13 protein-coding genes and 1 pseudogene are annotated in these 14,307 nt (G+C 58.9%); 10 read left to right on the forward strand and 4 right to left on the reverse strand.

Going from position 1 to position 14,307, the window contains the following annotated elements; all coding sequences use genetic code 11:
* The 10 genes and pseudogenes from FYJ31_RS12190 to FYJ31_RS12235 all read left to right on the forward strand — a co-directional run.
* The coding region (locus tag FYJ31_RS12190) for an IS30 family transposase (protein ID WP_195839510.1) at positions 1–369 on the forward strand (369 nt) is incomplete at its 5' end.
* Positions 356–1,073: pseudogene (locus FYJ31_RS12195) on the forward strand (IS30 family transposase); the annotation flags it as partial. The gene FYJ31_RS12190 and the pseudogene FYJ31_RS12195, both read left to right, overlap by 14 nt.
* Positions 1,074–1,576: 503 nt before the next feature.
* Positions 1,577–2,560 carry an ABC transporter permease gene (locus FYJ31_RS12200; protein WP_143246398.1) on the forward strand — a complete coding sequence of 328 codons (984 nt, stop codon included), beginning with the start codon at positions 1,577–1,579 and terminating at the stop codon, positions 2,558–2,560.
* A 14-nt stretch (positions 2,561–2,574) separates the two neighbouring features.
* Positions 2,575–3,507 (forward strand): carbohydrate ABC transporter permease, encoded by a 933-nt coding sequence (locus FYJ31_RS12205; protein WP_154536795.1) that lies wholly within the window; start codon positions 2,575–2,577, stop codon positions 3,505–3,507.
* Positions 3,508–3,598: 91 nt separating this feature from the next.
* Positions 3,599–5,224 carry a sugar ABC transporter substrate-binding protein gene (locus tag FYJ31_RS12210; RefSeq protein WP_154050176.1) on the forward strand — a complete coding sequence of 542 codons (1,626 nt, stop codon included), beginning with the start codon at positions 3,599–3,601 and terminating at the stop codon, positions 5,222–5,224.
* A 134-nt stretch (positions 5,225–5,358) separates the two neighbouring features.
* Positions 5,359–6,690 carry a glycoside hydrolase family 30 protein gene (locus FYJ31_RS12215; protein ID WP_154536796.1) on the forward strand — a complete coding sequence of 444 codons (1,332 nt, stop codon included), beginning with the start codon at positions 5,359–5,361 and terminating at the stop codon, positions 6,688–6,690.
* 5 nt (positions 6,691–6,695) lie between these two features.
* Positions 6,696–7,385, forward strand: coding sequence for a YesL family protein (locus tag FYJ31_RS12220; protein WP_195839511.1), 690 nt, complete (start codon positions 6,696–6,698; stop codon positions 7,383–7,385).
* Positions 7,382–8,056, forward strand: a complete 675-nt coding sequence (locus FYJ31_RS12590) for a TetR/AcrR family transcriptional regulator (RefSeq protein WP_195839512.1) — start codon at positions 7,382–7,384, stop codon at positions 8,054–8,056. The genes FYJ31_RS12220 and FYJ31_RS12590 overlap by 4 nt, the downstream gene beginning before the upstream one ends.
* Positions 8,053–10,446, forward strand: coding sequence for a glycoside hydrolase family 3 N-terminal domain-containing protein (locus tag FYJ31_RS12230; RefSeq protein WP_154536799.1), 2,394 nt, complete (start codon positions 8,053–8,055; stop codon positions 10,444–10,446). The genes FYJ31_RS12590 and FYJ31_RS12230 overlap by 4 nt, the downstream gene beginning before the upstream one ends.
* A 111-nt stretch (positions 10,447–10,557) precedes the next feature.
* The gene (locus FYJ31_RS12235; RefSeq protein ID WP_154536800.1) at positions 10,558–12,318 is read left to right on the forward strand and encodes a glycoside hydrolase family 2 protein; all 1,761 of its coding nucleotides are present in this window, start codon (positions 10,558–10,560) and stop codon (positions 12,316–12,318) included.
* A 21-nt stretch (positions 12,319–12,339) separates the two neighbouring features.
* Here FYJ31_RS12235 and FYJ31_RS12240 read toward each other — a convergent pair whose 3' ends face one another.
* From FYJ31_RS12240 to FYJ31_RS12255, 4 genes are all read right to left on the reverse strand, one after another.
* Positions 12,340–12,525 carry a hypothetical protein gene (locus FYJ31_RS12240; protein WP_025221529.1) on the reverse strand — a complete coding sequence of 62 codons (186 nt, stop codon included), beginning with the start codon at positions 12,523–12,525 and terminating at the stop codon, positions 12,340–12,342.
* Between the two features lie 214 nt (positions 12,526–12,739).
* Positions 12,740–13,282, reverse strand: a complete 543-nt coding sequence (locus FYJ31_RS12245) for a hypothetical protein (RefSeq protein ID WP_154536801.1) — start codon at positions 13,280–13,282, stop codon at positions 12,740–12,742.
* Entirely contained in the window at positions 13,279–13,767 is a 489-nt protein-coding gene (locus FYJ31_RS12250) for a CAP domain-containing protein (protein WP_326831217.1), read from the reverse strand. The genes FYJ31_RS12245 and FYJ31_RS12250 overlap by 4 nt, the downstream gene beginning before the upstream one ends.
* A 286-nt stretch (positions 13,768–14,053) precedes the next feature.
* Positions 14,054–14,307: IS30 family transposase (locus FYJ31_RS12255; protein ID WP_195839513.1), on the reverse strand; the 254-nt coding region annotated here is incomplete at its 5' end.

Consider the following 14,307-nt stretch of genomic DNA (forward strand, 5'->3'; position numbering starts at 1 on the left):
AGCGTCGGGGCGCAGCTGGACATGTTCTCGCCGCTGCCGGCCGGCGCGCGCGGCGGCGTCACGCACGACAACGGCACCGGGTTCGCCCGCCACACGCGCCTGCGCGACGGGCCGGGCATGGACACGTACTTCGCCGACCCGTACTCCAGCCGGCGGCGGGGAAGCAACGAGAACAGGAACGGCATGATCCGCCGGTATCCGCCCGAACGCAGCGAGATCCGGATGGACATGGCCGGGGAACTGCGGGAGATTGTCGACGAGGCCGACAACCGTCCCATGCGCGTGCTGGACTACCGGACACCCGCCGAGGCATTCGCCGACGAACTGCTGGAATTGCAGGACCAACAGGGGTGTTGCACCTCTAAATAGACATCGGGGGCCGAAGGCGATGTTCCCGGATAATGGTGACATGCACGCAAGCGTCGAAACCATCTGCCAGGCCATCTGCCTGCAGGCCGGGGGCGGGACTCAAGCAGGGGCCGAAACGCGCCGTGGGGCAGGGGCGAACCGCCCGCAGGCCCCAAGGCGGCCGAGGCCGCGAACCCCGTTTCCGCGAACCCATGGTCATGGTCTCGGAGCGACCCCCGCAGATCGAGGACCGGGCGGTCCCGGGCCGCCGGGAGGGCGATCTCATCACCGGCGGCCGCGACAAAAGCGCGATCGGCACGCTCGTCGAGCGCGCCACCAGGTTCACGATCCTGCCGCACCTGCCCGACGGGCGCGACGCCGGACACGTCCATCGGGCCATCATCGACAAAATGGCCCCGCCGCCCAAACTCCTGCGCGATTCGCCGACCTGGGACCAGGGAGCGGAACCCGCCCCGCACAAACGGACCGGCGCCTCGCCGGACATGGCCGTCTGCTTCTGCGACCCGCACTCCCCGTGGCAGCGCGGCGCCAACGAGAGCACCAACGGGCTCCTGCGCCAGCACTTCCCCAAAGGCACCGGCCCATCCTTCTACCCGGAGGGGCACCTCGACGCGGTCGCCGAGGAACTCAACGACCGGCCACGCAAGACCCCCGGCTTCATGAAACCAAGCGAGAAGATCATCGACCTGCCCGACGCCGCGTGACAACCCCAACAACCGACAACGCGGCCATGGAAGACCGCTCAAACCTCAGGTGTTGCAACCGCCACTAGAATCCACCCCTCGACCATTACACGGTCCGTGTCGACAACAGTACGGCGAGCATAACGTTCCGCACCACGGATGACGAACTGCGATGATTCGCAGGCGAACTCGAGGATTTGATCGACTAGCTTGAGATTGGCTCATCGGTGTATGTGGGGTTATTCCGAAATGAGATTGTTACGGCGGGAATCGCTTCATTACGAATAACCCTCTTTTTTCGTATGCGTGTACGGATTATCGAACGTTATCGGAGAAGAGAAAACGGTTGCTTGAGCCTAATTCGAGGCTCAAGATGGCTCGCTTGAGGGTGACATGCCATTTGACATACTTACTTACAAGTAAGTAACATTATGCTTACTGGATATCGAGTCCAAAAGAGGATTCGAATTGCAGCAGTAACAAAGATGTTGTGTATTGCATTCCTTTAAGGAGAGTGAACGAGCATGGGCGCTGCAGAAAAAAGCAGGAGAATCTCCACCCGGAGGGAAAGGGCACGATCCGAAGGCAATGTCCACCGCGTCAGATCATGGTTCGTCCAGTTCGGGAGACAATGGCAGCTGCAGGCCATGATCTTGCCTGGCATCATCTTCATGATCGTCTTCAACTTCATCCCCATCTACGGTTTGGTCCTGGCATTCAAGCAATACACGGTGGTGGACACCATCGAGGACGCGCCTTGGGTCGGCTGGCAGAATTTCGAAACTATCCTGAAGGACCAGTATTTCTGGCAATCCGTGGTCAACACCCTGGGCATCAGCTTCATCAAACTGACGCTGGGATTCCTCCTGCCCATCGTGTTGGCGGTCATGATCTACGAAATCCCATGGACACCATTCAAGAAGATAGTACAGACGCTGACCTATCTCCCTCATTTTTTTTCATGGATCATCCTCGGAGGCATGCTGATCAACTGGCTGTCAACCAACGGCCTTCTTAATGAAATCCTTCAATTCCTAGGCTTCAACGCAGACTCGAACTATCTGCTCGACGCCGACAAATACTGGTGGATCGCTTCCCTTTCGGACGTGTGGAAGGAAGCCGGATGGGGAACGATCCTGTATCTGGCGACCATGGCGGGAATCGACAACGCGTTGTACGAGGCCGCGGAGATCGACGGAGCATCCAAGATCCAACGCATATGGAACATCACCATCCCGGGCATCCGCCAGATCATCATCCTGAACCTCATCCTGACGGTGTCGGGACTACTGGGATCCAACCTGGACCAGACGCTCGTCCTGATGAATTCACAGAACCAGCCCAAGGCTGAGGTCATCAACTCCTACGTCTACCGGGTGGGCCTGTCCGAAGGAGACTTCTCCTATGCGACGGCCGTGGGCCTCGGCGTCTCGATCGTGTCCACGATCCTGCTGGTAGCCGTCAACCTGGTGACGAAGAAAATCAACGACAATCAGTCCGTGCTCTGAGAGAGGAAGACGACATGAATGCAAAGACCGTGAAAGGCCTTCCCGAAGGGAAACCTAGTTGCGTTGCCCGATCCCAGCGCGTGAGGCATAATTCGATCTTCTTCGACGTAGCGAACGCCGCCCTGCTGCTGTTGTTCACCATTATCATCGTGGTTCCGGTGTGGAACATCGTCATCTCGTCGTTCGCCACTTCGGAATCCCTGTCAGAAAACGACTTCATCTTCTGGCCGAAAGCGTTGTCCCTCGACAACTACGCGGCAGTGTTCTCCGACGATGGATTGTGGCAGTCGCTGTTCATCTCTGTCTCCAGAACCGCGGTGGGCGTGATCGCGCACACGATGTTCTGCGCCGTGTTCGCCTATCCGTTGAGCAAGGCATATCTGAAGGGAAGGTCAGTGTACTCCGCGATGGGCATCATCACGATGTTCTTCTCCGGCGGTATGATCCCGACCTATCTGCTCATCAAGTCGTTGGGCCTTCTGGACTCCTTCTGGGTCTATATCATCCCCGGACTGTTCAGCTACTACGACGTGATCATCCTGATGAACTTCTTCCGACAGGTGCCGAATTCGTTGATCGACTCCGCAAGGATCGATGGAGCGGGGGAGCTGCGGGTCTTCTCCTCGATCATCCTCCCGCTCTCCAAGCCGGCGTTGGCGACCATCGCTCTCTTCCACGGAGTTGCCCAATGGAACGACTTCATGACCACCAAGCTGTACATCAACAACGAGGCGTTGTATCCGCTGCAGATGAGGCTCTATGAGATCATCGTCCGTTCGCAGGCCTCGGCGCAAATGGGCACCGTGGGATCGCTGATGGTCGACACCACGACAAGAGGAATGCGTCTGGCGACGATCATCATCACCATCGCGCCGATCCTCATACTCTACCCGTTCGTCCAAAGGTACTTCGTCAGCGGCACGATGCTTGGCGCGGTGAAAGGATGAGACGGCCGATGGAGACCCTGATCCGCGCGAGCCCACGGCAATTCTCGCCCAAGGAAGACAGAAAAAGAAATGAAATGAAAGGAATGGAACAATGAAGTACAAAGGAGTCTTCACTAAAATGGTCGCGGTGGCTGGAGCGGCCTCCATGCTGGTGTTGGCCGGATGCGGCGGCAGTTCGTCGGCCAAGACGGACGACGCTACGGCGAACTTGCCAGATCCCAGCTACGAAGTGTCCGCGGACACTCCGGCATGGAAGCTGGACAAGACTAAGGACACCAAGCTCACCTGGTACGTCAACGCCGATTGGTGGAACAAATCCTGGGGCGAGGATCTCGTGACCAAGCAGATCAAGGAAGACCTGAACCTCGACGTCGAGTTCATCACAGGTGATAACACCAAGCTCAACACATTCTTCGCCAGCGGCGACATGCCGGACCTCATCACGATCTTCGACTCCAGCTCCCAGGTGGCGCAGACGGCCAACAAATGGGCTTTGCCACTGCAGGATCTCGCCAAGAAGTACGATCCGTACTTCACCAAGGTGGCTCAGAAGCAGACGTTGGACTGGTACAAGCTCAAGGACGGCAAGACCTACGGCTACCCCTCGTACTCGAACACGTCCCGGGACTATGAGGACGGAACCATTCCTCCCACGGACGCGTTCATCATCCGCAAGGACGTGCTGGACGCGATCGGAGATGTCGACTTCAAGACCCCGGAGGGATTCGTCAGCGCGATGAAGACCATCAAGGAGAAGTTCCCCGATCTCGTCCCGTTCGGCTTCAACTCGTTCGATGCATCCAACAGCTCCCTCGACGCCACATTGCAGAACATGCTCGGCGTTCCGATCATCAAAGACGGCAAGTTCTACGAGAGGAACCTAGACGAGGACTACGTGACCTGGCTCAAGGCGTTGAGGCAGGTACACCAGGATAGAAACATCTCCGACGACAGCTTCGCCGACGACGAGGAAACGCTTAAGGAAAAGGTGAGCTCGGGCAAGTACGCCACCATGCTGCTCCAGGCGTTCCCCCAGAAAGGCACCGAACTTCAAACCTGGATGTCCTCGAACCCCGGCAAGGAATACGTCGCCGTCGACGCCATGGAGTCCACGGAAGGCAACGAGCCGACCCTGTCCCAGGCCGGACTGAGCGGATGGACCATCACCTACATCTCCAAGAAGACCAAGAACCCGGCGAAGGCCATGCAGCTGTACACGTATCTGCTCGACGACCCCGGCCAGTACCTGGTGAACTTCGGCATCGAGGGAAAGACCTACACCAAGAACTCCGACGGCACCGTCTCATGGACGGACGAGGCCAACGAAGTGCGCACCAACGAACCGGAGAAGTTCCAGAAGGAATGGCGAATCGGCGAGTTCGTCCTGTTCAGCCACGACCGGTACAAGGCCCTGAACAAGGATTCATACGTCCAAGCGATCCGTCAGATGCAGGACTGGGGACGAGACTACCTCAAGCCCCAGTTCGAGATCGAGAACATCAGCCCCGACGCGAACACTCCTCAGTCTCGGTCCCTGTCCGCGATCAACACGAACTGGTCGACGACCCTGGTGTCGATGATCCGCGCCGAATCCGAAAAGAAATTCGACGAACTGCTGACCACGTACGAGAAGTTCGAGAAGGACAACGGCATCGACCAGATCAACAAGATCCGCGACGAGAAGATCGCCGCGAACATGAAGAGACTGGGCGAGTGAGCCCATCCCCCCCCCATGGGGGTGAACGGTTCCGGGCGATTGCCCGTTGTTCACCCCCATGGGGGGACCATCCAGACATAAGCACGGCCATGACGTCAACGTCGACGAACGGTTGATTGAAGAAGGAGGAACCCATGGGAGCGAAGATCTTCCGCACCATTTCCCAAAGGCATCTCATGGAACCCGTCGAACAAGCCTCGCACGAGGGGACGTTCGACGTGGAGATCATGATGAAACCCGGGGAAACGATGCAGCGCGTCGTCGGCTTCGGCGCGTCCCTCACGGACTCCTCCGCGTATCTGCTCAACGAGACGCTGGGCGATGAGAGCAGAAAACAAGCCATGACGGACCTCTTCGACCCGGACCAGGGCATCGGCCTGTCGATGCTCCGCAATCCGATGGGCGCAAGCGATTACGCCAGGGATGTCTACAGCTACGACGACATGCCGGATGGGAAACGGGACGACTCGATGGAGCATTTCTCCATCGCGCGAGACGAACGCAACGTGATACCCCTGATCCACGAGGCCAAACGGCTGAACCCCGACCTGAAGGTCGTGATGAGCCCATGGAGCGCCCCCGCATGGATGAAGACCAACGGAAGCATGAAGGCGGGAAGCCTCAGGGAAGACTGCCGGGAAACCTACGCCAGGTATTTCGTCCAGTGCTTGCGCGCCTACGGGTCCCACGGCATCGAAGTACATGCCGTCACGCCTCAGAATGAGCCCCTGTACGAGCCCACCCATTACCCCAGCATGGCGATGAGCGCACAGGAGGAGACCGTCTTCGTCAGGGACCATCTCAGGACGGCCATGCGCGAAGCGGGATTCAAGACGCTGATACTCGGATACGACCACAATTGGGACAGATGCGACTATCCGCTGGCGTTGCTTGACGGCGCGGCCGAATCGTTCGATGGAATCGCATGGCATTGGTACGCGGGCGACCCCCAATCGCAGAGCGTCGTGTCCGAACGCCACCCCGGGAAATTCTCCTATGTGACCGAAGCGTCGGGCGGAGAATGGATCCCCGGGTTCGAACCGGCGTTTAGCCACCTGGTTGGCATGATCATCCAGGCACTGAACCATGGGGCGAATGCGTTCGTCCTATGGAACATCGCTTTGGACGAGCATCGCGGACCGACGGTGCCTGGATTCGGGGAATCCACATGCAGGGGGCTGCTGCGCGTCGACTCCGAACGTCGCAAGGCGAGCAAGGAGATCGACTACTACGGGCTGGCGCATTTCAGCCGTCACATTCGTCCGGGGGCCCATGTCGTCCCCACCATCGCAACGGGAAACACGGACGGCGCGCGATGCGTGGCGGCGCTCAACGAAGATGGAAGCCGCGCCATGGTTCTTCTGAACGATGGGGAATCTCCGATAACCGTCAGGGCGGGGTGGGAGGATAACGCGGCCAACGTTACGCTGACGCCTAAAGCCGTTGCTACGATCGTATGGAGGTGAGGCAAATGATCAAGCAGATATTCTCCACGGACGGCAAACTATACGCATTGCTGAGCACCATGGTGCAGATTCTAGAACTCAACGTCCTCATGGTGCTGTTCAGCCTGCCTCTCGTCACCATAGGCGCCAGCATCTCGGCGGCCTACTCGGTGTGCCGCAGGATGAGACGGGAGGGGGACGTCGCCGTATGGAGGGAATTCGTCCGTGAATTCAGAAGAGGATTCGCAAAACCGACCGGATTATGGGCGATGCTTCTGACGGCGGGCATCGCCATGGTGCTGGGATTCCAGGAATTGCAGAACCTCACCAACTCGTTCACGCCCCTCATGCTGCTGATCCTGGCGGCGTACGGCGTCATCCTCATGGCCGCGACGTACATGTTCATGCTTCCCGCCTACTTCACGATGAGCGTGGGCGAGATTATTCGAGGATCGTTCTCGCTGGCCTTGCAGCACCTCCTGCCGTCCATGGCGTGCGTGGTCGTGACCATCGTCCTCATGGGAGGCCTGCCGGTCTTCGCGCCGCGCCTGCTGCTGGTGTGGTTATTGTTCGCCCCGGCATTATGCGTCTGGATCAACGTGCTGATACTGGAGCCGATCCTGCTCGAACACGTGGCGCAGTCCAGACCGGCGGCGAGCCATGGGACAACGCCTCGAACCGAACCCACAAGAATGAAAGCCGACATCGAATCATGAACAACGAGAAGAAAACCACGCCACGGCACCGACCCGAGACCGAGGAGCGACGCCAAAGCATCATCGAGGCCGCCGCCGACGTGTTCGGCAGCAAAGGCACGGCGAACGGAACGCTGCAGGAAGTGGCCGACAGGGTAGGAATGACCAGGGCCGGGGTCCTGCATTACTTCGGATCAAAACGAGGACTGCTGGAAGCGGTGCTCAGGAACCGGGACGCCAGCGAAGTCGCCGAATTCGACCAGGGGCATCTGCCCAGGGGGGCGCAGGCGTTCCGCCACTTGGTGGAGACCGCAGAGTTGAACGCGAGCCGTCCCAACGTGGTGCGAACCTTCGTCACCCTGTCGGCCGAATCAGTGACGGAGAACAACCCGGGAAACACATACTTCCACGAACGGTACGACGGACTACGCAACGAACTCAAAGAGCGAATGCAAGACATGGCCGACGAAATGGGACGGGACCTCGACGAGGAAAAGGCCGAAGCGGCCTGCGCGTCCATCATCGCGGTCATGGACGGCCTGCAATTGCAATGGCTCATTGATAAAGACCACATCGACATGCCCAGCACCGTGGACTTCGCGATAAAAGCGCTGATCGCGGTGGTGTTCGATCACAGGCAAACCGAAATGGGCCACGAGCCGCAAAAAGACGAAAGGAACGAACAAGTATGAGCGAGAACATCAGCGGCCAGAAGCTCCCCTACCGCAACCCGGATCTGCCGGTTGAAGAACGCATCGACGACCTGCTCTCCCGCATGACCCTGGAAGAAAAGGTCGGGCAGATGATGCAGCTCGACGCACGCTCCGGCGACTTGGACGACTTGATTGTGAACAGGCACGTCGGCTCGATCCTGCACACCAGTCCGGACGACCTGCCTCGAGCGGCCGAGACCGTCAACACGAAGACACGTCTCGGCATTCCCCTGATCATCGGCGACGACTGCATCCACGGATACTCCTTCTGGCCCGGCGCGACGATCTTCCCCGAACAATTGGGCATGGCGACAAGCTGGGATCCGGACAAGATTGAATCGATGGGCCGGGCAACTGCCGAAGAGGTCTCTGCCACGGGTGTGCATTGGACCTTCTCCCCGGTGCTGTGCATCGCCCGCGATACCCGCTGGGGACGCGTGGGGGAGACCTTCGGCGAAGATCCGACGCTGATCGGCGAACTCTCCAGCGCCATCGTCAAAGGCTACCAAGGCGGAGCCAACGCCACGGAACCATTGGGCCGAGACGCTATCCTCGCCTGCGCCAAACACTTCGCAGGCTATTCCGAAACTCAGGGCGGCCGCGACGCATCCGAGGCTGAACTCAGCCATCGCAAGCTTGAGTCATGGTTCCTTCCACCCTTCGAACGCGTAGCCAAAGAAGGCTGCGGCACATTCATGCTCGGATACGAATCCATTGACGGCGTCCCGGTCACCTTCAACCAGTGGCTCCTGAAAGAAAAGCTACGTGGCTCCTGGAACTACCAGGGCACACTCATCACCGACTGGGACAACGTGGGCCGCTCCGTCTGGGAACAGCACGTCAAGCCAGACTATACGCATGCGGCGGCGGACGCCGTCAAGTCAGGCAATGACCTGATCATGACCACGCCACAGTTCTACGAAGGCGCGATCGAGGCCGTGGACACAGGCCTGCTCGACGAATCACTGATCGATGCCGCAGTGTCACGCATCCTGGCGTTGAAGTTCCGTCTGGGACTCTTCGAAGACCCGCGTCTACCGGATCCCGAACGTATCAAGGTCATCATGGGTTCGGCGGAACATCGACAGGCGAACCTCGAGCTGACCCGAGAATCCGTGGTCCTGCTGCGCAACGACGGCTCACTGCCCCTGAACATCGAAAACAACAGCTCCGCTGCCAACACAATCAAACACATCGCCGTCATCGGACCGCTGGCCGACGACGCGCAAACCCAACTCGGCGACTGGGCCGGCAACTCCGGACAAGTCAACTGGATGCCCGACGGCCATCCACGCGAAGCGATCACCACCGTACTCGACGGCATCAAAGCCATCGCAAAAAAGACCGGCATCGAAGTCGCCTACATGCGCGGCGCGAACATCGTGAACATCGTGCCCGACCCCGAGGGCGAACTCTATCCCGACGGACAACCCCGACCCAAGGTAGCCGTCCCCGCACCCGCCGACCAGACAATGATCGACGAAGCCGTAGCCACAGCCCGCCAATCCGACGCAATCGTGACCGTCGTCGGCGACGTAGTGCAACTGATCGGCGAAGGATGTTCCACCGCCACACTCGAACTACTCGGCGGACAAAACGCACTACTCGATGCGCTCGCCGATGTGTCGAGGGAAACCGGGAAGCCATTGGTCGTGGTGTTGGTCAGCTCCAAGCCGCAGGTGCTTCCACCGTCGGTGGTTGGTCCCGTTCCTGTCGTCGCCAGTCTGCGTCCCGATGGCACGCCTATCCACTGCCGTGAGAGCGAGGGCGGGGCAAGCGCCCTGCTGTGGGCTCCTTCACCGGGCATGGAGGGCGGTCGCGCCATAGCCGAGATCATTTTCGGTCTGACGGATCCATCCGGGCGTCTGCCGATCACTTTCCCGCGCCATGCGGGTCAGCTGCCGGTCTATTACAACCAGATCAGAGGCCAGCATGGCGACCGGTACGCCGATCTGACGCAGGATCCGGCGTTCGCGTTCGGCGAGGGACTCGGATACACCACGTTCGAGTACGATGATCCGACGATTAGCAATGTCCCGCCTTCCGGCGTCTTCACCGCAGCCGACACCATACATGCCGAAGTCACCGTGACCAACACCGGGAAGCGTTACGGCGTCGAGGTCGTGCAGGCATATGTCGGGGACCTCGTGACATCCACCAGCTGGGCCGATCGGGAACTCAAGGCGTTTCGACGCGTCGAACTGCAGCCGGGCGAAAGCAGGATCGTCTCTTTCGACATTCCCGTCGCAGACTGCACCATCGTCGATCCGGACGCCAACCGCATCGTCGAACCCGGCGAATTCGAACTGCTCATCGGCCACTCCAGCCGACGAGAGGACTTGAAACGCGCCATCTTCGCCGTAGCCTGAAGCACATCGGAAAACGGCGCGCCCCAGACAGTTGGGCGCAGCCCGTTAAAAGGGGCTGCGCCGAACATGACGAAAAATAAAGAACAACACCATCCGAAAGGGAGCATCATAATGGGGACGACAGGACACAGCGACGTGCCAAGGCCCGAACATCCCGAACCGCAGTGGCAAAGAGACAATTGGCGCTGTCTCAACGGCACATGGGACTTTCAACTCGATCTCAACTGCAGCGGACAGGACAGGGGATGGTACAGGAAGCATGACTTCGACCAGAGCATAGTCGTGCCTTTTTGTCCGGAAAGCAAACTGTCGGGTATCGAATACAAGGACTTCATTCACTGCTGTTGGTACAGGCGATCAATCGAACTCAGCGAAAAAGAACTCGCCGGTATAGTCAGACTTCACTTCGGCGCCGTTGATTATGAAACGACCGTCTACCTGAACGGGGAACGACTTGGAGTACATCGCGGAGGATACTCCCCATTCAGTTTCGACATCCAGAGAATAGCGCACGTGGGTGTGAACGAATTGGTCGTATGCGTGAAGGACGAACTGCGATCTGGACGACAGCCAAGGGGCAAGCAATCCGAACGCTACGACTCATACGGCTGCTGCTACACCCGCACTACAGGCATATGGCAGACCGTATGGCTGGAATTCATGCCGCAGACCCACGTCGTTTCGGCCCGCTTTCATCCGAATCTATCGCGAGACAGTGTCGGCATCGACCTGACGGTCAATGGCCGAACCCGGCAAAGATCACAGCTGGCGAACATAACCATCAGCTTCGAGGGGAACCAGGTGGGCTCTGCGTCCATCGCCATGGGCAGTGACAGATGCTCCCTGGAGGTGCCACTTGAGAAAACTGTCCCATGGACCGTCGGACAAGGCAACCTATACGATGTGCGAATCAGCTACGGCGAAGACGTCGTCTGCAGTTACTTCGGCATGCGATCCGTGGACATCGACGGTAACCGAGTGCTCATCAACGGCGAACCCGTATTCCAACGCCTCGTCCTGGACCAGGGCTACTACCCGGAAGGCATCTATACGGCCAAGGACCTGGAAGAACTGTCCCGCGACATCGACCTGTCGATGGCGGCGGGATTCAACGGTGCGAGGCTCCACCAAAAGGCGTTCGAACCAAGGTTCCTGTACGAATGCGACCGCAAAGGATACATCGTATGGGGGGAAATGGCCAACTGGGGTCTCGACATCACCACGGCATCAGGATTGACCGCCTTCCTTCCCGAATGGCTGGAACTCCTGGAAAGGGACATCAATCATCCATCGATCGTCGGCTGGTGCCCGTTCAACGAGACCTGGGACGTCGACGGAACGAAACAAGACGATGATGTGCTCCGGCAGACATATGCGGTCACCAAAGCCATCGACCCATCGCGTCCGTGCATCGACACCAGCGGTATGTTCCACACCGTCACCGACATCTACGACGTGCATGATTACGAGCAGGATCCCATACGCTTCGCAGGCAACTACGCCGGACTGGATCCCTCGGACGGCTCGGGCTACGTTGACCCATTCCCCGAACGCCAGCGTTACCAAGGATGCAAACCCTTCTTTGTCAGCGAATACGGTGGCATCAAGATAGCAAGCCGCGCACGCGTGGACGGAGGAGAGTCGTGGGGGTACGGGGAGGCCGCTGCGGGCGAGTCGGAGTTCGTGGAACGCTACCACGGTCTAACGAAGGCTCTGTTGGACAATCCGGCCATTTTCGGCTTCTGCTACACGCAGCTATATGACGTCGAGCAGGAATGCAACGGACTATACACATACGACAGAAAGCCCAAGGTCGACATCGCAGCGGTGCGTGACATCAACATGGAACGAGCCGCAATCGAAAAGAGTTGAACCTGACGTCCAGGTGCGTCTTCAGGCATGTGCTGATTCCGAAGTTAGCTGTTCCTCGCCGGTGAGGAACGGCCAACCCATTGCATTGGCGAATTCCATCGCGCTTTGCTCGTCGAGGAATGCCTCTGCGATTTCGGCGGGACGGTTTTTCTTGCTGTTCGGGTAGTCGCGTTTCGCGATGTGCGATGGTTTGGTTTCGAAGCTCATGGCGTTTCTTTAGCTCCTTGTTGCTTCAAATCCCATTGTCGTGGGCGAGGCGTGCGCGAATCGACGCATTCGCGGACATCGCCGTTCCGCTCATAACGCATGGTTTTCGTCCGAGTTGTCGCTTCGATTACACGACCTGCGTTCGCGTCGAGACAAAGAGGCGGGAGGCCCGGGTTTGCCCTGAACCGCCCGCCAGTCACCTTATTTATGTAGGTCAATCTTGCTGTTTGTGCATCTTCGCCGAGGCGAGCACGCAGCCTGCGTCGGCGATCGTCATGATCGCTGCGAGGGTGAGTGCCGTCGCAGCGCCGGTTCCGGTTTGGGCGAGTTTGTCACCACTTGCGGCGTTCGCATTAGTGTTGTTGGTGTTGCTGTTGGTCTGATCCAAGACGCCGTCGTTGCCGTCGGACGGAGTGTCCGTATCCTCGTCGCCGGTGGCGGCGTCGTTGAATTCGGCGAGATCCTTGTCGGCCTGCTCCTTATCCGACTGAGCCTGCTTGACGGCCGTCTCTGCGTCCGCCAGAGTCTTGTCAGCCTTGTCCTTCGCAGCCTGAGCGTCCTCGAGGGTCTTCTTCGCGTCGTCAAGCTTCTTCTGAGCGTCGGCTATCGCCTTGTCGGAATCCTTGTACGCGTCGACCTTCAGCTGAATGGCGTCGACGTTCTTCTGAGCTTCATCGACCGTGGCCTTGGCCTTGTCGCACACCGTCTGAGCATCTTTGACGGCTTGTTCGATCGATGGGTCTACGGTGCCGTTCATGGCCGAGTCGACAAGCTTCTTGTACTCGTCGACGGTGACGACCGTGTCGGTGTCGGTGCCGAAGTTCTGGCTGGATCACACCCATACTTGCCGCTCGTGTTGTAACCGACGCCGATGGTCGTGGCTTTGGGATTGATGATGTTCAGGTAGTGGCCGACCGTCTTGTACGCGGCCTCATCCTTCTGCATCAGCTCGTAGCCGGACAGGTCCTTGTATTCCGGATGCTCCTGGATGAGCTTCTCATAGGTGACCTTTTCGGCGTCGTACCAGCGGGACACCGGATCGGGGCCGCCTGCGATGTTCTGGCCAACACTAACGCCTTCATTGAAGTTGTGTTCCATCGTGTTGGTCGAAGCCATATAGTTGGCCTCTGTGCTTGCGGCCGCGGTTTGAACGAAGCTGACCTTGAATTCCGGCAGGCCGGCGGACACGCGACGCTTGTTGGTTTCACGGTTGACCTCCTCCCCGGTCTGGAGGCCGGGGATTCCCTGTCTTCGACCGTTCTTTTACTTGCCCTGCCTTGATGGAGGCTGTCGGGTTTTCAATCGGTTCACGTTTGGGGGATCGTGCGCTGCACCCACCGTAAGAGGGCGGATTCCGTCTTATTTGCATCCCTGTCCCAATCCCTGGGGTTGGGCTGGCGTGCTTTTTGGTGACCGTGGCGGTCGGCCCGACCGGCCCACGATTGAGTTATAAGGTTTGTTTGCGCCGTTTGGGTGGCGCTTGGAATCATTATCGCATGTTCTCGCAGTCCGTATGGGGTTCCTGGATTCAATTTGTAAGCGCAACGCTTGTGTTCGGGCTGGCTGCCTTCGATTGTAGCCTGGCGATCTCCTCGTCCCATACCTCGTTGGGCGTTTTGTAGCCGAGGAGCTTCATGGGGGTGTCGTTGATCTCCCCGACGATCGCGTCGAGCTCGTCCTGCGTGAGATCCTCGAAACTGGTTCCCTTGGGCAGGTAGCGGCGGATCCTGCCGTTCCTGTTCTCGTTGCCGCCACGCTGCCAGGAACCGTACGGGTCGGCGA

The organism is Bifidobacterium sp. WCA-178-WT-4B (genome assembly GCF_009696495.1).
Classification (GTDB): domain Bacteria; phylum Actinomycetota; class Actinomycetes; order Actinomycetales; family Bifidobacteriaceae; genus Bifidobacterium; species Bifidobacterium infantis.

Excerpts from the sequence above, each read along its gene's own strand:
- FYJ31_RS12200 (WP_143246398.1), top strand. The coding sequence starts at position 1,577 with ATGGGCGCTGCAGAAAAAAGCAGGAGAATCTCCACCCGGAGGGAAAGG.
- FYJ31_RS12205 (WP_154536795.1), top strand. The coding sequence starts at position 2,575 with ATGAATGCAAAGACCGTGAAAGGCCTTCCCGAAGGGAAACCTAGTTGC.
- FYJ31_RS12210 (WP_154050176.1), top strand. The coding sequence starts at position 3,599 with ATGAAGTACAAAGGAGTCTTCACTAAAATGGTCGCGGTGGCTGGAGCG.
- FYJ31_RS12215 (WP_154536796.1), top strand. The coding sequence starts at position 5,359 with ATGGGAGCGAAGATCTTCCGCACCATTTCCCAAAGGCATCTCATGGAA.
- FYJ31_RS12220 (WP_195839511.1), top strand. The coding sequence starts at position 6,696 with ATGATCAAGCAGATATTCTCCACGGACGGCAAACTATACGCATTGCTG.
- FYJ31_RS12590 (WP_195839512.1), top strand. The coding sequence starts at position 7,382 with ATGAACAACGAGAAGAAAACCACGCCACGGCACCGACCCGAGACCGAG.
- FYJ31_RS12230 (WP_154536799.1), top strand. The coding sequence starts at position 8,053 with ATGAGCGAGAACATCAGCGGCCAGAAGCTCCCCTACCGCAACCCGGAT.
- FYJ31_RS12235 (WP_154536800.1), top strand. The coding sequence starts at position 10,558 with ATGGGGACGACAGGACACAGCGACGTGCCAAGGCCCGAACATCCCGAA.
- FYJ31_RS12240 (WP_025221529.1), bottom strand. The coding sequence starts at position 12,525 with ATGAGCTTCGAAACCAAACCATCGCACATCGCGAAACGCGACTACCCG.
- FYJ31_RS12245 (WP_154536801.1), bottom strand. The coding sequence starts at position 13,282 with ATGAACGGCACCGTAGACCCATCGATCGAACAAGCCGTCAAAGATGCT.